This is a genomic window from Allonocardiopsis opalescens (assembly GCF_003002095.1).
Classification (GTDB): Bacteria; Actinomycetota; Actinomycetes; order Streptosporangiales; family Streptosporangiaceae; genus Allonocardiopsis; species Allonocardiopsis opalescens.
Genome location: NZ_PVZC01000008.1, coordinates 38,350 through 55,740 on the forward strand (window position 1 = coordinate 38,350; position 17,391 = coordinate 55,740).

Sequence of the window (17,391 nt, forward strand, 5' to 3'; positions counted from 1 at the left end):
CTCAGCGCACCTCGATGTCCCACTCCGTGGTGGGCGGCTCGTCCACCCAGCTCAGCGGCTCGCTGTCGCCGCCGCCCGCCGCCCGGGCGAGTTCGCCGCGCGGGCTGAAGACCAGGGTGCCGCTGCGGAAGTCCTGGGGCACCTCGAAGACCACGCTCTGCCCGGACACCCCCGCCTCGGCGCCGGCCCGCGCGCCGTCGGGCAGCGGGCGCCGGGTGCCGCCGGCCGGCAGCCTCAGGCTGAAGCTGTCGGTGAGGTCGAGGTCGAGGGTCACCGGCTGGCCCCGGTCCAGGTCCAGGCCGTCGTCGGCGAAGCTGAAGGACGACACCACCAGCCAGGCCCGGCCGGACTCCGCCCAGCCGATCCCGGGCAGGTAGCTGTCGAGTTCGGCGCCCGCGTCGACGGTGCCGGGCCGCACCACCACCGTGAACGGCCGCCGGGTCCCGCCGCCCTCCACCCGTCCGCGCAGCTCGGCGGTGAGGTCCAGGCGCTGGGTCCGGCGCACCCGCTCCGAGTGGGTCTCCTCCCGCTCGGTGATCTGGCCGGTGCGCACGTCGATGGCCTGGGTCTGGCCGTCCTCGGTGACCCGCAGCGAGGTGGGGGCGCCCTCGGGCACGCTCACCATCAGCGAGGCGGGCACCACGCCGTCGATGCCGGACAGGTCCAGCGGGCGGGGCCGCCCGTCCACCGCGATCTCGGCGGTCACCCCCTGCCAGGGGTCGGGGCGCGAGGCCGCGAGCGCGGGGTCGTAGCGGATCGTGACGACCAGCAGCTCGTGGCCCTCGGCGGTGCGCACGGGGCCGTCCAGCCCGTTGAGCCGGGCGCCCTCGGCGTCAACGCGGCTGGCCACGGTGAGGTCGCCCAGGGTGAAGGCGTAGCCGGGGCCGGCCAGCCCGGCGTCGTCGGGCAGCTCGACCAGCTGGGTGTTCTCGGCGTCGTAGCCGAAGACCAGCTCGCGGTTGACGACCTGGACGAAGTCCGCGGGCAGCTCCTCTCCCGCCGGCACGGCGCAGCCCGCAGCCACGGCGGCCGCGGCGAGCAGCGCGGCGGCGCCTGGGCGCGCGACACCCACGGGTCCTCCTGTGCGGGCGACGAACGGAGGGCCGCGACGGCCCTGGCAGGGCGCGGCCGCGCCGGCGGGTCAGCTGGCCGGGCGCCAGCACAGCCTACGCCCACGGCGGCGGCCGTCCGGCCATCGCACCGGGCGGTGCGGGGCGCTAGCGTTGCCCCATGAGCCTGCCCTACGGCCCCCATCCCGGCCGGCCGCCCGACCGCCCGCTGCCGCCGGGCGGCGGCGGGGCCGGGTGCCTGTGGGCGGTCCCCGCGTTCCTGCTGATGTGGGGGCTGCTGTTCCTGCCGGTGCTGTTCCTGTCCGACACCGAGGTGGCCGGCTGGGTGGCGCTGGGCGTGCTGGTCGCGCTGCCGGTGCTCGGGGTGGCCGGCTCGGTCGCGGCCGTGGCCGGGCGCACCGCCGCGGCCAGGGGCTCCGGCTGCGGCCTGGCGGTGGGCTGCGCGGCCCAGGTGGTCGTGTTCGTCGTGCTGCTGGTGGCGGCCGGCGCGCTGCTCACCGAGCTGTGGGGCCAGATCTCCCCCGAACTGGAGGGGCTGTTCAGCTCGTACTTCGGCTGAGCGCGCCTCAGCCGCCGCCCTCGGGGCGCAGCACGGCGCGCAGCCGCTCCAGCACCTCGCCGTAGCGGCGCTCGGCGCCGTGGGAGCTGGGGCGGTAGTACTCCCGGTCGGCCACGGTGTCGGGGGCGTAGCGCTGCCCGACCACCCCGCCGGGGAAGTCGTGCGGGTACCGGTAGCCCTCGCCGTGGCCGAGCGCCGCCGCGCCCTTGTAGTGGGCGTCGCGCAGGTGCGGGGGCACGCCGCCGGCCCGGCCGGCGCGGACGTCGGCCAGCGCGGCGTCGATGGCGGTGACCACGCTGTTGGACTTGGGCGCCAGGCAGAGGTGGATGACGGCCTGGGCCAGGTTGATGCGCGCCTCGGGCAGCCCGATGAGCTGGACGGCCTCGGCGGCGGCCACCGCGACCTGGAGCGCGGTGGGGTCGGCCATCCCGACGTCCTCGCTGGCGTGCACCACCACCCGGCGGGCGATGAAGCGGGGGTCCTCGCCCGCCTCGATCATCCGGGCCAGGTAGTGCAGGGCGGCGTCGACGTCGCTGCCGCGGATGCTCTTGATGAAGGCGCTGATCACGTCGTAGTGCTGGTCGCCGGAGCGGTCGTAGCGCACCGCGGCGCGGTCCACCGCGCGCTCCAGCGCGGGCACGTCGATGAGGCCGTCGTCGCCGGCGGTCAGGGCGGCCGCCTCCAGGTAGGTCAGCGAGCGGCGGGCGTCGCCCCCGGCCAGCAGCACCAGCTGGTCGGCGGCCTCGGGGGCGAGGGTGCAGCGCCCGGCCAGGCCGCGCTCGTCGGTGAGGGCGCGCTCGACCACCGCGCGGACGTCGTCGTCGCCGAGCGGTTCGAGGGTGAGCAGCAGCGAGCGCGACAGCAGCGGGCTGATCACCGAGAAGAAGGGGTTCTCGGTGGTGGCGCCGATGAAGGTGACCCAGCGGTTCTCCACCGCGGGCAGCAGCGCGTCCTGCTGCGCCTTGTTGAAGCGGTGGACCTCGTCGACGAAGAGCACGGTCTGGGTGCCGGACATGCCCAGCCGCCGCCGCGCGCCCTCGATCACCTGCCGCACGTCCTTGACGCCGGCGGTGACCGCCGACAGCTCCACGAAGCTGCGCCGGGTGGCGCGGCTGACCACGTAGGCGAGGGTGGTCTTGCCGGTGCCGGGCGGCCCCCACAGGAACAGCGACATGGGGACGTCGTCCTCGACCAGCCGCCGCAGCGGGGTGCCGGGCCCGAGCAGGTGCCGCTGGCCGAGCACCTCGTCCAGGCCGCTGGGCCGCATGCGCACCGCCAGCGGCGCGTTGGCGCGCTGCGCGGACTCCTCGGCGTCGTCGAACAGTGTTTCGGACACGCCTCCAGCGTACGGGGCCCGGCCGCCCGGTCCGGGCCGCCGGCGCCGCGCCCCGGGCGCGGCGGTGTCCGGGTGGCCGGGCGGGCCATCGGCTAGGGTCGAGGCGGCGGCCGCCGCTCCCTGACCAGCTGACCCGCGTAGGAGGCCGTGTGCAAGCGCTGCAGACCGGCGATCCCGACCGCGTCGGGCGGTACCGGCTGGTCGGCAGGCTCGGCTCCGGGGGGATGGGCCGGGTCTACCTGGGCCGCTCGCCGGGCGGGCGCACGGTCGCCGTCAAGGTCGTCCACCCCCAGTTCGCGGCCGACCCGGTGTTCCGGCGGCGCTTCGCGGGCGAGGTCGCCGCGGCGCGGCGGGTGAGCGGCGCCTTCACCGCCCCGGTCGTGGACGCCGACCACGAGGCGGAGTTCCCCTGGCTGGTCACGGCGTACGTGCCCGGCCCCGCCCTCGGCGAGGTGGTGACCGCCCGGGGCCCGCTGCCGGAGGCCAGCGTGCGGGTGCTGGCGGCCGGGCTGGCCGAGGCGCTGGTGGAGATCCACCGCTGCGGGCTGATCCACCGCGACCTCACCCCCGGCAATGTGCTGCTCGCCGACGACGGCCCGCGCGTCATCGACTTCGGCATCGCCCGCGCCGCCGACTCCGTGCAGGTCACCGCGACCGGCACCATGATCGGCACGCCGGGCTTCATGTCGCCCGAGCAGCTGGCGGGCGAGGAGCTGACCCCGGCGGCCGACGTGTTCAGCCTCGGCGCGGTGCTCACCTACGCGGCCACGGGCGAGGGCCCCTTCGGCGCGCCGACGCTGCCGGCGCTGATCGCGCGGGTGCTCACCGCCGAGCCGGTGCTGGACGCGGTGCCCGAGGGGCTGCGGCCGCTGCTGGCGGCCTGCCTGGCCCGCGAGCCCGCGGCCCGGCCGAGCCCCGGCCGGGTGCTGGACCTGCTCGGCGACACCGACCCCCTCGACGGCGCGGGCGGCTGGCTGCCGGCCGACGTGACGGCCGTGGTGGCCGAGCGCGGCGCCGAGGTCCGCGAGCTGGCCGCCACCGCCGATGCGGCCCGAGCGGTCGGCGGCACCGCGCCGCGGCCCGCCGCGGCGCCGCTGCCGGCCGGGCCCCGCACGCCGCCGCCCGGGGACGCGGGCACCGGCCCGCAGGGCACCCGGGTGGCTCCGGCGCCGCCGCTGCCGCCCGGCCACCCCTCGGGCCCGCGGCCGCCGGCCGCCTACAGCACCGCGCCGGGGCCGCCGCGCACCGGCCCGTGGCTGCCGCCCGTCGATCCCAGGCGGCACCGGCCCAACACCTGGCTGCTCATCATCCCGGTCCTCCAGCTGCCGCTGGGGGTGGGGCTGGCGCTCACCCTCGCGCTCGGCGCCTTCTACCTGGCCGAGACCGACTACGCGGACCTCGGCACCGAGGTGTACCGCTGGCTGGGCGGCTCCGGCGACATGGAGACCATCACCGACATGGACGCCAGGACCTTCTTCGGCCGCGCGCTGGGCCTGGGCTACTTCGCCTACAACAACTCCCTCGCGCTGGGCCTGCTGCGCCCGTCGCTGGCGGCCCGCTACTGGTGGGGCGCGGCGCACGCCGCGGCGATCATCGCGCTCACCAACACCGCGCTGGTCGCGTTCGGCTTCTTCTCCTGAGGGCGCCGCGGCTCAGCGGCGCAGCTCGGCGCGGATCCTGGGCGCCAGCAGCCACCACCACAGCAGGGTGAGGCCCACCCCCAGGCAGACCGCGCCGACGGTGTCCGACAGCCAGTGCGCGCCCAGGTAGGTGCGGCTCCAGGCCATCGCGGCGGTGATCAGCACGGCGGCGCCGATCGACAGCCCGAAGGCGTAGCGGCGCGGCCGCATCGCCACCAGCACCACCATCACCAGCGCGAAGCTGATGACCGCCGCGGTGACGGTGTGCCCGGACGGGTAGGCGGCGCTGTCGGTGGGCACCAGCCGGTCCACCGGGCGGGGCCGGTCCAGCAGCGCCTTGAACAGGGTGGTGGCCAGCGGCTGCGCCGTGACGTAGGACAGCGCGAAGAACAGCAGCGCCCACCAGCGGCGCCAGACCGCCAGCAGCAGGGCCACTCCGCCGAGCGCGAGGTAGGTGTAGGGCACCGCCCCGGCGGCGTCCAGGAAGAGCGCCACCCCGGTCAGCTCCGGCGCCCGGGCGGCCTCCACCGCGCCGAGCCACAGGTCGTCGGCCTGCTGGACCGCCTCGGGGCGCCCCCAGCCGAAGTCGGCGACGAACAGGCCGAGCAGGGCGAAGAGCGCGAGGGCGGCGGCGCAGGTGCGGGCCGCCCACACCGGGCGGCCGGGCAGGGGCGCTTGCGGGGCGGCGCCGGTCGGTCGGTCGGTCCGCGAGCCTTCGGTCATGTCCTCTCCCTCCCCGCCGCCGGCGCCGCCACGCCCGACCCGGCCGTCCCACCGCTCCCCCACGCTAGTCGAGGACCACGGCGGGGCCCCGTGTTCGCTAGGCTTTGGCCGCACGTGGATGTCCGTCGCACGACCGACCGGCGGCCGGCCCGTGGACTCCCGAGCTCTCGCAGCCCAGGGCGGCCGGGGCCGTCGGCGGGGCCGCCAGCACAGGGAGAGGGATCGCGTGGGACCGCTGGAGAGTGGAGACCCGGACCGCGTCGGGCGATACCGGCTGGTCGCACGGCTCGGTGCGGGCGGCATGGGCCAGGTGTACCTCGGCCGTTCGCAGGCCGGGCGCACGGTCGCCGTCAAGCGCATCCACCCCCACCTGGCCGGCGACGCCTCGTTCCGGGAGCGCTTCGCCCGCGAGGTGACCGCCGCCCGCCAGGTCAGCGGCGCCTTCACCGCGCCGGTCATCGACGCCGACCCCGAGGGCGCGGTGCCGTGGCTGGTCACCGCCTACGTGCCCTCGGCGCCGCTGGACACCGCGATCGACGGCACCGGCCCGCTGCCGGGCGCCTCGCTGCGCTTCCTGGCCGCCGGCCTGGCCGAGGCGCTGATGGAGATCCACCGGGTGGGGCTGATCCACCGCGACCTCAAGCCGGGCAACGTCCTGCTCGCCGAGGACGGCCCGCGCGTCATCGACTTCGGCATCGCCCGCGCCGCCGACACCCAGACCGCCACCCAGTCGGTCATCGGCACCCCGGGCTTCATGTCGCCCGAGCAGATCCAGGGCGACCACCTCACCGCCGCCAGCGACATGTTCGCCTTCGGCGCGATCCTCGCCTACGCGGCGTCGGGCACCGGCCCTTTCGGCACCGGCTCGGTGCCCACCCTGATGATGCGGATCATCAACGACCGCCCCGACCTCAGCGCCGTCCCGCACGACCTCGTCCCGCTGGTGTCGGCCTGCATGGCCAAGGACCCCGCGGCGCGGCCCGGCCCCCAGCAGGTCCTCGACGTGCTCGGCGACGCCGAGCCGGGCGCGTCCTGGCTGCCGCCGGCCTTCGTGTCGGCCATCCACGCCAGCGTCGGCGAGGTGCAGAAGCTGCTCGGCCACGCCCCGCAGCCGGGCCCCGACGCCGCCACCGCGATGTTCAACGAGGCGCCGCCGACCGCGGCCCAGGGCTACGGCTCCACCCGGGTCTTCCCCGAGCCCGGCCAGGCTGGCGCCACCGCCGGCCACCCTGCCACCCGGCGGCAGACCGGCGGGCTCAGCCCCGAGGAGCTGCGGCGCGAGGAGCTGCGCAGGGAGGAGCTGCGGCTGGAGCAGCTGCGGCGCGAGGACGAGCTGCGCCGCGCCGAGCTGCGGCGCGAGGAGGACCGCCGCCGGGAGCTGGCGCGCCGCGAGGACGAGCGCCGGGAGGCGATGCGCCGGCAGGAGCAGCAGCGCGAGGAGCAGCGGCGCGCCCACGAGCGCCGCGAGGAGCAGCTGCGCCGCGACGAGATGCGCCGCGAGCAGCAGCGCGCGCGGGCGCAGGCCTCGCGGCCGCACGGCCTGGCCGCCTGGATGGTCTTCCTGGTGCTGCCGATCCTCCAGTGGCCGGTGGGGTGGTTCTCCCAGTGGACGCTCAGCTCCATGTTCGACCAGGACGCGCCGCCCGAGATCAGCCTGGACAACCTCTCCTTCGACCTGTTCGGCGAGCTGCTGCCGCTGCTGGGCCTGGGCTACTTCGTGCTGAACAACCTGGTCGGCCTGTACTACCTGGCCCGGTCCATATACAGCCAGTACCTGTTCGGGATCGTCGGCTCCAGCCTTGTGCTGGTCGTCACCAACATCGTGCTGTACAACGTCGGCTTCTTCGAGTGACCCCGGGCGTCCGCTAGCGCAGGATGCCCTCGTGCAGGGCGCGCAGCACGGCCTTGGTGCGGTCCCTCGCCCCGAGTTTGAGCAGGATGGTGGAGACCCGGTTCTTCACCGTGCCCTCGGCGAGGAACAGCGCCTCGGCGATCTCGCGGTTGCTGCAGCCCTCGGCGACCAGCCGCAGCACCTCCAGCTCGCGCTCGGTCAGCTCCTGCACGGGCGGGGCGTCGGCGCCGGCCGGCGAGGGGCCCGAGCGGATCGCCCGCAGCAGCCGGTCGGTGATCGACGGCGCGATGAGGGTTCCGCCCTCGGCCAGGGTGCGGACCGCGCGGGTCAGCTGCTCCAGGGTCACGTCCTTGAGCAGGTAGCCGCGGGCCCCGGCGCGCAGCGCGTCGAGCAGGAGGGTGTCGTCGTCGAAGGTCGTCAGCACCAGCACCGGGATCTCGGTGCCGCGCTCGCGCAGCCGGCCGAGCGTCCAGATGCCGTCGTAGCGGGGCATCCGCAGGTCGAGCAGGATGACGTCCGGCTCGGTCGCCGCGACCACCTCCAGCGCCGCCCGCCCGTCGTCGGCCTCGCCCACCACCTCGATGTCGGCGAGCGCGAGCAGGCTCCGGATCCCGTGGCGCACCAGGGTCTGGTCGTCGACGACCACGACGCGGGTCACGGCGCCGGCACCCGGGCGGTGACCCGGAAGCCCTCGGCTCCGTCGAAGGCCACACCGCCGCCGAGCGCTTCGAAGCGCTCGGCGAGCCCGCGCAGGCCGTTGCCCGGCACCGGCTCGCGGGCACCGCGACCGTCGTCCACCGCGGTCAGCACGGTGCCGGACTCGTCGGCGCTGACCTCGATCCACAGCTCGCGGGCGTCTGCGTGCCTGACGGTGTTGGTGACGATCTCCTGGACGGCCCGCACCAGCGCGGCGGTCTGCTCCTCGCCGACCCGCACCCGGGAGTCCACGTCGACGGAGACCTCCAGCCCGGGGAGGTTCCGCACCACCTGGCGCAGCGCGTCGGTGAGGTCCGGCGAGCCGGTCCGCAGTTCGCCGACGGTGGCGCGCACGTCCCCCAGCAGCTCGCGGGCGACCCGGTTCGCCCGGTCGACGTGCTCGCGCGCCTGCTCGCCCCCGCGGTGCCGCGCCGCCTCCAGCTCCAGGGTGAGGATGGTCAGCTGGTGGCCGATGAGGTCGTGCAGCTCACGCGAGATCCGCAGCCGCTCGGCGGTGCGGGTGGACTCCGACAGCAGGACCGACGCCGCCCGCAGCTCGATGTGCGCCTCGGTCAGCTCTCGGCGCAGCCGCTGCTCGCGGACGAGTGAGACCGAGCTCAGCAGGGTGGCCAGCTGGATCAGTAGGTAGAAGCCGGTCATGATCACCGCTTCGGCCGGCTCCGGCTGCCGCGCCATGAGGACGGCGATGACGGCCGTGTTGAGCCCGACGATGACGAAGCCGACCCGCAGGGGTGCGGCGTAGACGCTGATCGCCGCGGTGAGGACGAGCAGGACCGGCAGCAGCCCGGTGTTCGGCGCGGTCAGCACCAGCGCCCAGGAGGCGGCGACCGCCACGGCGAGTCCCGGGTACCTGAGCGCGGCCGGGAACTCGTTGACGGCGGTCAGCAGTGCGGCCATGAAGGCGACGAACAGGACGATCCACCAGCCCCGGGGGATCGTGGTCGCGACCGCGCCGGCCAGGGTCGGGCCGGCCACCGCGACCGATACGACGAGCATCACCAGGCCGGACCACTCCTCGGTCCTGAATCTGGGCATGGCGCAAGCCTATTGCCTGGTCGCGGGGGCGGCAGGTGCCGGAAGTCACGGGCCGCGAGGCTGACTTCCGGCAGCTGCGCGGCGCCGGCCGGGCCGCCTAGCGTCGTCGCCATGAGCGGCACGACACCGGCGATCATCGCCGAGAACCTCCATAAGCGCTACGGCGGCACGGTCGCCGTCGACGATGTGAGCCTGCACGTCGAGGCGGGCGCCGTGCTCGGCGTCCTGGGCACCAACGGCGCGGGCAAGACCACCACGGTCGAGATGATCGCGGGCCTGCGCAGGCCCGACCGCGGCCGCGTCGGCGTCCTCGGCCTGGACCCCCGGCGCGACCGGGCGAAGGTGCGCCAGGTCCTCGGGGTCCAGTTGCAGCAGGCATACCTGCACGGCGCGCTGACCGTCGCCGAGCTCATCGGCCTGTACCGCTCGTTCTATCCGGCGCCCAGGCCGGCCGAGGAGCTGCTGGAGCTGGTCGGCCTGGGCGAGCAGCGCGCCGTCCGCTTCGAGAAGCTCTCCGGCGGCCAGCAGCAGCGGCTGTCCATCGCGCTCGCGCTCGCCGGGCGGCCCCGGGTGGTGATCCTGGACGAGCTGACCACGGGTCTGGACCCGCGGGCCAGGCGCCAGATGTGGAAGACGATCGAGCGGCTCCGCGACGAGGACGTCACCATCGTGCTGGTGAGCCATGCGATGGAGGAGGTCGAGCGCCTGTGCGACCACGTCGCCCTGCTCGACGCCGGGCGCGTCGTCGCCTTCGACACGCCCGCCGGGCTCGTCTCGCGGGCGGGGGCCGAGAACCTGGACGAGGCCTTCGTCGCCCTCACCGGCAAGGAACTGGAGGAGGCGCAGTGAGCACCGCGATCGAGACCCGCCGCCCGGGGGCGCGGGCCTGGCTGACCCTGATCCAGTGCGAGGCCAAGATGGTCGCCCGCGACACCGCCGGCCTCATCGTCCCCATCGGCCTTCCGCTGCTGATCCTGGTGACGAGCGCCACCGCCGCCGGCGACCAGGTCGTGGCCGGCGGGCGGACCGCGCTGGACCTGTTCGTCCTGCCGCTGGTGCTGACCATGGTCATCGCCACCATCGGCATCATCAACATGCCGAGCTTCCTGGCGTACTACCGCCGCTCCGGGATCCTGCGCAGGCTCTCGGTCACCCCGGCGTCACCGGTCATGGTGCTGGTGGCCCAGGTGGTGGTGAGCGTGCTCCAGGCGGCCCTGGGCATCGCCGCGGCGCTCGCCGTGGCGGGCCTGCTGTTCGGCGCCAACCCGCCGGCCGCCCTCGGCCGGGCCCTGGGCGTCTTCGCGCTCGCGATGGCGGCGATGTACGCCCTGGGCATGATGGTCGCGGCGGTCGCGCCGACGCCCAACTCGGCGGTGGCGATCGGGCTCGTCCTGTTCTTCGCCCTCGGCGCGGTCGGGGGCATGTTCGGCGGCCGCCAGGCCCTGCCCGAGCCGGTGGCGGAGTTCGGCGGATGGCTGCCCTTCGGCGCCGCGGTCGACGCCCTCTCGGCCGCCTGGGCCGGCGCCGCGGTCGAACCGGCCCAGCTGCTGAGCCTCGGTGCGACGGTGGTCGTCGGCGCCGCCGTCGCGGGGCTGCTCTTCCGCTGGGAGTGAGCGCCCGCCGCCTCCCGGGCGCCCGCTCGTCGGGAGCGGGCGCCCGGACGGGTCAGAGCCGGGCGACCAGCAGCGCGATGTCGTCGTGGCGGCCGGCCGGGGCGGTGCCCACCAGGGCGTCGGCGATCACGTCGGCCGTGGCGCCGGACCATTCGGCCAGCACCGACCCGGCCATGGACAGACCGTCGTCCATGGCCAGCCGGGCGTTCTCCACCAGGCCGTCGGAGCACATCAGCATGACGGTGCCCGGTTCCAGCCAGGCCTGCGACACCGGGTAGACGGCGCGCGGGTCGACGCCGACCGGCGGGCCGGTCTCGGGGCCCCACACCGCCATGCCCTGGGAGTCGGCGAAGACGATCGGCGGCTGCCCGGCCCAGGCGGCGTGCGCGATGCCGGTGACGGGGTCCAGCACCAGGTAGCCGCAGGTGGCGAAGACGATCTCGCCCGCCTCACTGAGCAGCCGGTTGGTGGCGGCCAGCACCGCGCCGGGGTCGTCGTGGCCGGCGGCGTAGGCGCGGAAGGCCACCCGGATCTGGCCCATGGCGGCCGCCGCCTCGACGCCGTGGCCCTGGACGTCGCCGACCACGAGGCCGATGCGGCCGTCGGGGAGGGTGAACACGTCGTACCAGTCGCCGCAGATGTCGAAGCCCGCCTGCGAGGGCAGGTAGCGCACGGCGACGTCCAGGCCGCGGACCTCGGGCACGTCGGGCGGCAGCATCCGCCGCTGCAGCGCCGCCGACAGGTCCAGCTGGGCCTGCTGGAGTTTGACCCGCTCCAGCGCCTGCCCGGCGAGGTCGGCCAGGGTGTACATGAGCATGCGCTCGTCGTGGCTGCAGTGGTGCGGCCGGGTCCAGCCGAAGATCCACAGCCCGGTGGGCAGCCGGTCGCTGCCGCTGAGCGGCACGATCGCGCAGGACTGCACCTTGCCGCGGGTGAAGACCTCGTGCAGGTTCGGGAAGGCGTCCAGCAGCTCGGCGCGGCTCTCGTAGAAGCGGGCGGCCCGCCGCCGCAGTGCGGTGCTGACCGGGCCGCGGCTCTCGGCCACCTCGATGCCCTGGAGCGCCGCGAGCACCGACTGGTCGACGCCGTGGTAGCCGGTGACGCGCAGCCGCCCGTCCTCCAGCAGCCCGAAGACGCCGCCGTCGCCGTCGAAGAGGGAGGCGATCCTGGCCACCACCAGCTCGCTGATCTCGGCGACCGTGGTGGCCGAGACGAGCGCGCCGGCGAGTTCGGTGACCTGGCGGCTGTGGTCGGCCTCGCGGCGCTGCCGCCTGGCCAGCCGCCGCACCAGCTGGGCGTGCTCGGTGACGTCGTCCAGGACGCCGACGATGCGGGTGCGGCCCGGTTGGCCGAGAGTGCGGCCCCGCGCCTGGATCCAGCGCTCGTCGCCGCGGTGGTCGCGGACGCGGAAGCGGTGGTCGAAGTCGCCGTGTCTGCGGGCCGCCCCGGCGGCGGCGACCAGCTGCTCGACGTCCTCGGGGTGCACCCGCTCCAGCAGGTCCTGCCAGGTGCGCACGCCGGGGCCGAAGAAGCGGCCGAAGCCGGTGGAGCCCAGCGGCTGGGAGAACTCGCCGGTGGCGATGTCGAGGGCCCACACCGCGGTGTGGGAGCGCTCGACGCCCAGCTCGGCGAGGACGCCCAGCTCCTCGCCGCCGTGGGCGAGGTCGAAGAAGGCGACGACCACGCCGTCGCCGCCCGGCTCGGCGCCGTCGGGCTCGCCGTCGGCGCGCACCGAGGCGACGACCGTGCGCACGTCGTCGCCGCACTGCAGCCGCAGCAGCCGCCGCTCGGTCGGCGCGGTGCCGTCGAGCGCGTCGCGGTGGGCCTGCCAGCCCTCGGCCCGGTCGCCGGCCAGCACCAAGTGCGGCCAGCGCCGCCCGATCAGGCCCGCCTCGGCGGCGTGCGCCATCGACGAGCCGCTGATCAGTTCGACCAGCGCCTGGTTGACCGAGCCGATCCGCCCGCTGTGGTCGGCTCGCAGCAGCGCGACCGGCGCGTAGCGGAACCCGACGTCCAGTGCCGCGACCGTTGCTCCCATGTCCACGTTGTCGTCCCCGCGTTCTGCGAGCGTCCGCGGCGCGAAAGGCGCTCCCCCTCTGGACGCCGGCGTTCGGCCTAGCGTATCGAACAGGACCCCGTCCCGGCGGAACCGTGTGTCGCGGAACCGCTCGCCCCGTCCAACGCCGGACGGTGCGGGTGGGGTTCCTGTTACGGATGTGGTCCTTCTCCCGCGTGTCCCTGCCCTGCGGCGCGGACGCCGCCGGGGCGGGACGGCGGCCGCCGGGGGCGCCGGCGGCCGCCGCGGCTCAGCTCCGTCCGGGCGCGCCGCCCGCCGGGGCCTCGGACCCGGCGTCCTTCGGCCGCGCGTCGATCCCGGCCTCGCGCCGCTGCGCGGGGGTGATCGGGGTGGGCGCGCCGGTGAGCGGGTCGAAGCCCGAGGCGGTCTTGGGGAAGGCGATCACGTCGCGGATCGACTCCCCGCCCGACAGCAGGGCGACGATGCGGTCCCAGCCGAAGGCGATGCCGCCGTGCGGCGGCGGGCCGTAGTTGAATGCCTCGAGCAGGAAGCCGAACTTCGACTGCGCCTCGTCCTTGGAGATGCCGAGCACCTCGAAGACGCGCTCCTGCACCTCCTGCTGGTGGATACGGATGGAGCCGCCGCCGATCTCCGAGCCGTTGCACACGATGTCGTAGGCGTAGGCCAGCGCCTCGCCGGGGCTGGTGTGGAAGTCCTCGCGCCACTCCGGCCTCGGCCCGGTGAAGGGGTGGTGCACCGCGGTCCAGCCGCCCTCGCCGTCCTCCTCGAACATCGGGTAGTCGACGACCCACAGGAAGGACCAGGCCGAGGCGTCGATGAGCCCGCAGCGCTCGCCGATCTCCAGCCGGGCCGCGCCCAGCAGCCGGCGCGCGTCGGCGGGGGGGCCGGCCGCGAAGAACACGGCGTCGCCCGGGGCGGCGCCGACGGCCTCGGCCAGCCCGGCGCGCTCGGCCTCCGACAGGTTCTTGGCCACCGGGCCGCCCAGCTCGCCGTCGGCGCCGACCAGCACGAAGGCCAGGCCCCTGGCGCCGCGCGCCTTGGCCCAGTCCTGCCAGGCGTCCAGCTCCCTGCGGGTCTGCCCGGCGCCGCCGGGCATCACCACGGCGCCGACGTAGGGCGCCTGGAAGACGCGGAAGGGGGTGTCGGCGAAGAAGGCGGTGAGGTCGACCAGCTCCTGTCCGAAGCGGAGGTCGGGCTTGTCGGAGCCGTAGCGGGCCATCGCGTCGGCGTAGGTCATCCGCGGCAGCGGCAGCGGGACCTCGTGGCCGGCGACCTGCCGCCACAGCCGGGAGACCAGCGCCTCGCCGAGGGCGATGACGTCGTCCTGGTCGACGAAGCTCATCTCGATGTCGATCTGGGTGAACTCCGGCTGCCGGTCGGCGCGGAAGTCCTCGTCGCGGAAGCAGCGGGCGATCTGGTAGTAGCGCTCCATGCCGCCGACCATCAGCAGCTGCTTGAACAGCTGGGGCGACTGCGGCAGCGCGTACCAGGAGCCCGGCTGCAGCCGGACCGGCACCAGGAAGTCGCGGGCGCCCTCGGGGGTGGACCGGGTGAGGTAGGGCGTCTCGACATTGACGAAGCCGTGCTCGCGCATGACGTCGTGCACGACGTAGCTCGCCTCGGAGCGGGTGCGCAGCGCGGCCGCCACCGGGGCGCGGCGGATGTCGAGGTAGCGGTGGCGCAGCCGCGCCTCCTCGGAGACCTCCACCGCGCCCTCGATCGGGAACGGCAGCGGCGCCGACTCGCTCAGCACCTCGATGCCCTCGGCCACCACCTCGACCGCGCCGGTGGGCAGCTCGGGGTTCTCGTTGCCCTCGGGCCGGACGCGCACCCGGCCGGTGACGCTGACGCAGTACTCGGCGCGCAGGTCGTGGGCGAGTTCGTCCTCGCGGACCACCACCTGCGCGGTGCCCGAGGCGTCGCGCAGGTCCAGGAAGACCACTCCGCCGTGGTCGCGGCGGCGCGCGACCCACCCGGCGAGCACCACGTCCTCCCCCGCGTGCCCGGTGCGCAGCGCGCCGGCGTCGTGTGTGCGGATCACAGCTATTCCCCTATCTCGGTTCGTCGGACCAGCGGCTGGGACCGGGAGGGCGGCGGGCGCGGGGCGGCGCCGGGGGCGGGCCGGCGTGAGCCGGTCCGGCCGGGCGCTCGCGCTCACAGACTCCCGGTGCCGCTATCTCGCCTGCCGGTGACCACGGCGAACTCCCCTTGGGCCTCGGTCCGCCGGCCTCGCGGCGGTGTGCGCGCGGGCGTGCGGACGATCTGGGTGGGACCGGCCGGCCGGCGCCGCACCGGCGAGCCGGAGGCGCGCGACCGGGCAGGTCCGACGCTATCCATTATCGACCACCGACGGTACCGGCTTTCGCGCCGCCGCAGGCGGCAACGGCCGCACCGGTGCGCGGCTCACAGCCCCCGGGCGGGGGCCGGCGGCGGCACGTCGGCCAGGAAGGGGTTGGCGGCCCGCTCCCGCCCGACCGTGGTCTGCGGGCCGTGGCCGGGCAGCACGGCGGTGTCGTCGGGCCGGCTCAGCACCACCCGCGACAGGCTGCGCACCATGGCGTCCGGGTCGCCGCCGGGCAGGTCGGTGCGGCCGACGGAGCCCGCGAACAGCAGGTCGCCGCTGAACATGACCTCGGGGCGGCCGCCGTCGGCGGCGCGGGGCAGCCGGAAGGCGACCGAGCCGGGGGTGTGCCCGGGCGCGTGGTCGACGGTGATCTCCAGCCCGGCCAGCTCCAGCACGGCGCCGTCGCCCAGTTCGCGCACGTCGTCGGGCTCGGTGAACTCCAGGCCGCCGAGCAGCCGCTGCCCGGCGGCGAGCGGGAAGCCGCGCGCCGGGTCGGCCAGCAGCGCCCGGTCGCCGGGGTGCACGTAGGCCGGGACGCCGCGCGCGCCGCAGACCGGCGCCACCGACCACATGTGATCGAGGTGGCCGTGGGTGAGCAGCACCGCGACCGGCCTGAGCCGGTGCTCGCGCAGCAGCTCGTCGATGCCGGCCTCGGCGTCCTCGCCGGGGTCGACGATGACGCACTCCTCACCGGGTCCGGTGGCGGCGACGAAGCAGTTCGCGGCGAAGGAGCCGGCCGGGAATCCGGCGATCAGCACAATGGGCCTCGGGGTGCTCGGAGGGCCGCGGGCGCGGTGCGGGCGCCGCGGCGGGCGGTCGGCGGCGGGCGTCCAGAGGGCCGCCGCATAGCTGGAGCGTACCGATACGGACACAACCCCTGCGATTCGGGGTGGGGTCGGCGCTACCATTTGCGGGCGGCGCCGCCCAGGTGGGACCGCGAACGCGTACGGTCACGCCGAGCAGGTCCCGCGGCCGCGGGCCACCGCCGACGGAGCCGTTTGCGTACTACGGTGACAGTGACATATTGGTCGGAGCCATGATCGGCGCGGCTCGGCAGGTCGCTCGGGGAGGCGGCGCACCGCTTCGGCGGTCGCCGCGGGGGGCGGGCGACGCATCCGCGTCCGGCGCGCGGGCCGGTGCCGGCGCCGCACGACCCGGTCGCATCCGACCGGGCCAGCACGAGGAGGACACGGTGAGTACGGACCCCTGGGGCCGCGTGGACGCAGACGGCACCGTCTATGTGCGTACGGCTGACGGCGAACGGGTCGTAGGGTCCTGGCAGGCCGGGGAGCCCGAGGAGGCGCTCGCCTTCTTCCACCGCAAGTTCGACTCCCTGTCCACCGAGGTGGACCTGCTGGAGCAGCGGATCAAGACCACCGACCTCCCCGCGGCGCAGGCCGGCTCCACCATCGCCCGGCTGCGCGAGTCCATTGTGAACGCCGCCGCCGTCGGCGACCTCGACGGCCTGGCCAAGCGGCTCGACGGCCTCACCGAGCTGGTCGACCAGCGCCGCGAGGAGCAGAAGGCGGCGCGCGAGGAGGCCCGCGAGAACGCCCGCGACGTCAAGGAGCGGATCGTCGCCGAGGCCGAGCGCATCGCCGAGGAGACCACCCACTGGAAGTCCGGCGGCGAGCGGATGCGCCAGCTGGTGGAGGAGTGGAAGACCGCGCCGCGCGCCGACCGCGCCACCGAGCAGGCGCTGTGGAAGCGGCTGTCCTCGGCGCGCAGCTCCTTCACCAAGCGGCGCAAGGCCTACTTCGCCGGGCTCGACAGCGAGCGCGAGCAGGCCAAGGAGGTGAAGGAGGAGATCGTCGCCGAGGCGGAGGCGATCGCCGACTCCACCGACTGGAACCGCACCGCCTCGCGCTACCGCGAGCTGATGCAGCGCTGGAAGTCGGCGGGGCGCGCCCAGCGCGATGCCGAGGACCGCCTGTGGGGCCGGTTCAAGGCCGCCCAGGACCGGTTCTTCCAGGCCAGGTCGGCCGTGTTCGCCGAACGCGACGCCGAGCTGAGCGGCAATGCCGAGGCCAAGGAGGCGCTGCTCACCGAGGCCAAGCGCATCCTGCCCATCACCGATCTGCGCGCGGGCAAGGCCGCGCTGCGCGACCTCCAGGAGCGCTGGGAGGCGATCGGCCCGGTGCCGCGCGACTCTCGCGACCGCCTGGAGGGCGGGCTGCGCAAGATCGAGGAGGCGGTCCGCAAGGCCGAGGACTCCGAGTGGCGGCGCACCAACCCCGAGGCGCGGGCCCGTGCCGAGGCGACCGTGAACCAGCTGCGCACCTCGATCGAGCAGTTCGAGAAGCAGCTGGAGCGGGCGCGGGCCGCCGGGAACGAGCGCAAGATCCACGAGGCCGACGAGGCGCTGGCCGCCCGCCGGTCCTGGCTGGCCGAGGCCGAGCGCACCCTGAACGAGTTCAGCTGAGGCGGGCGGCCCGCCGCCGAGGGCGGCGGGCCCTGCCGGTGC

Annotated in this window: 14 protein-coding genes; 6 read left to right on the forward strand and 8 right to left on the reverse strand. The window is 75.5% G+C overall.

Features of this window, described 5'->3' with window-relative positions:
* Nucleotide 1 precedes the first annotated feature (1 nt).
* The gene (locus CLV72_RS23960; RefSeq protein ID WP_106250597.1) at nucleotides 2-1,072 is read right to left on the reverse strand and encodes a hypothetical protein; all 1,071 of its coding nucleotides are present in this window, start codon (nucleotides 1,070-1,072) and stop codon (nucleotides 2-4) included.
* A gap of 158 nt (nucleotides 1,073-1,230) precedes the next feature.
* On the opposite strand from CLV72_RS23960, the gene CLV72_RS23965 reads away from it, so the two are divergent.
* Entirely contained in the window at nucleotides 1,231-1,629 is a 399-nt protein-coding gene (locus tag CLV72_RS23965) for a hypothetical protein (RefSeq protein ID WP_106250601.1), read from the forward strand.
* A 7-nt stretch (nucleotides 1,630-1,636) separates the two neighbouring features.
* Here CLV72_RS23965 and CLV72_RS23970 read toward each other — a convergent pair whose 3' ends face one another.
* Nucleotides 1,637-2,965, reverse strand: coding sequence for a replication-associated recombination protein A (locus tag CLV72_RS23970; RefSeq protein WP_106250603.1), 1,329 nt, complete (start codon nucleotides 2,963-2,965; stop codon nucleotides 1,637-1,639).
* Between the two features lie 149 nt (nucleotides 2,966-3,114).
* On the opposite strand from CLV72_RS23970, the gene CLV72_RS31875 reads away from it, so the two are divergent.
* Nucleotides 3,115-4,605 (forward strand): serine/threonine-protein kinase, encoded by a 1,491-nt coding sequence (locus CLV72_RS31875; protein WP_146159544.1) that lies wholly within the window; start codon nucleotides 3,115-3,117, stop codon nucleotides 4,603-4,605.
* Nucleotides 4,606-4,617: 12 nt separating this feature from the next.
* Here CLV72_RS31875 and CLV72_RS23980 read toward each other — a convergent pair whose 3' ends face one another.
* Nucleotides 4,618-5,328: a phosphatase PAP2 family protein gene (locus tag CLV72_RS23980; RefSeq protein WP_106250605.1), complete on the reverse strand. Its 711-nt coding sequence runs from the start codon at nucleotides 5,326-5,328 to the stop codon at nucleotides 4,618-4,620.
* A gap of 226 nt (nucleotides 5,329-5,554) precedes the next feature.
* On the opposite strand from CLV72_RS23980, the gene CLV72_RS23985 reads away from it, so the two are divergent.
* On the forward strand, nucleotides 5,555-7,180 hold the full coding sequence (locus tag CLV72_RS23985) for a serine/threonine-protein kinase (RefSeq protein ID WP_106250607.1): 1,626 nt from the start codon (nucleotides 5,555-5,557) through the stop codon (nucleotides 7,178-7,180).
* A 13-nt stretch (nucleotides 7,181-7,193) separates the two neighbouring features.
* Here CLV72_RS23985 and CLV72_RS23990 read toward each other — a convergent pair whose 3' ends face one another.
* Both CLV72_RS23990 and CLV72_RS23995 read right to left on the reverse strand, forming a co-directional pair.
* Nucleotides 7,194-7,838, reverse strand: a complete 645-nt coding sequence (locus CLV72_RS23990) for a response regulator (RefSeq protein WP_106250609.1) — start codon at nucleotides 7,836-7,838, stop codon at nucleotides 7,194-7,196.
* A complete protein-coding gene (locus tag CLV72_RS23995) occupies nucleotides 7,835-8,932 on the reverse strand; it encodes a sensor histidine kinase (protein WP_211303084.1) in 1,098 nt (365 codons plus the stop codon). Before CLV72_RS23995 ends, CLV72_RS23990 begins: the two co-directional genes overlap by 4 nt.
* A 111-nt stretch (nucleotides 8,933-9,043) precedes the next feature.
* Here CLV72_RS23995 and CLV72_RS24000 point away from each other — a divergent pair, with 111 nt between their 5' ends.
* Nucleotides 9,044-9,781, forward strand: coding sequence for an ABC transporter ATP-binding protein (locus tag CLV72_RS24000; RefSeq protein WP_106250613.1), 738 nt, complete (start codon nucleotides 9,044-9,046; stop codon nucleotides 9,779-9,781).
* Complete coding sequence (locus CLV72_RS24005; protein WP_106250615.1) at nucleotides 9,778-10,545, forward strand: ABC transporter permease; 768 nt, start codon at nucleotides 9,778-9,780, stop codon at nucleotides 10,543-10,545. Before CLV72_RS24000 ends, CLV72_RS24005 begins: the two co-directional genes overlap by 4 nt.
* A 52-nt stretch (nucleotides 10,546-10,597) precedes the next feature.
* Here CLV72_RS24005 and CLV72_RS24010 read toward each other — a convergent pair whose 3' ends face one another.
* The 3 genes from CLV72_RS24010 to CLV72_RS24020 form a co-directional block, all read right to left on the reverse strand.
* Nucleotides 10,598-12,583 (reverse strand): SpoIIE family protein phosphatase, encoded by a 1,986-nt coding sequence (locus CLV72_RS24010; protein ID WP_106250618.1) that lies wholly within the window; start codon nucleotides 12,581-12,583, stop codon nucleotides 10,598-10,600.
* Between the two features lie 268 nt (nucleotides 12,584-12,851).
* On the reverse strand, nucleotides 12,852-14,624 hold the full coding sequence (gene aspS, locus CLV72_RS24015; protein ID WP_106250620.1) for an aspartate--tRNA ligase: 1,773 nt from the start codon (nucleotides 14,622-14,624) through the stop codon (nucleotides 12,852-12,854).
* Nucleotides 14,625-14,986: 362 nt separating this feature from the next.
* Nucleotides 14,987-15,685, reverse strand: coding sequence for an MBL fold metallo-hydrolase (locus tag CLV72_RS24020; protein WP_106250622.1), 699 nt, complete (start codon nucleotides 15,683-15,685; stop codon nucleotides 14,987-14,989).
* Between the two features lie 434 nt (nucleotides 15,686-16,119).
* Between CLV72_RS24020 and CLV72_RS24025 the strand changes: the two genes are divergently transcribed.
* Entirely contained in the window at nucleotides 16,120-17,349 is a 1,230-nt protein-coding gene (locus CLV72_RS24025) for a DUF349 domain-containing protein (protein WP_106250624.1), read from the forward strand.
* Nucleotides 17,350-17,391: the final 42 nt, after the last annotated feature.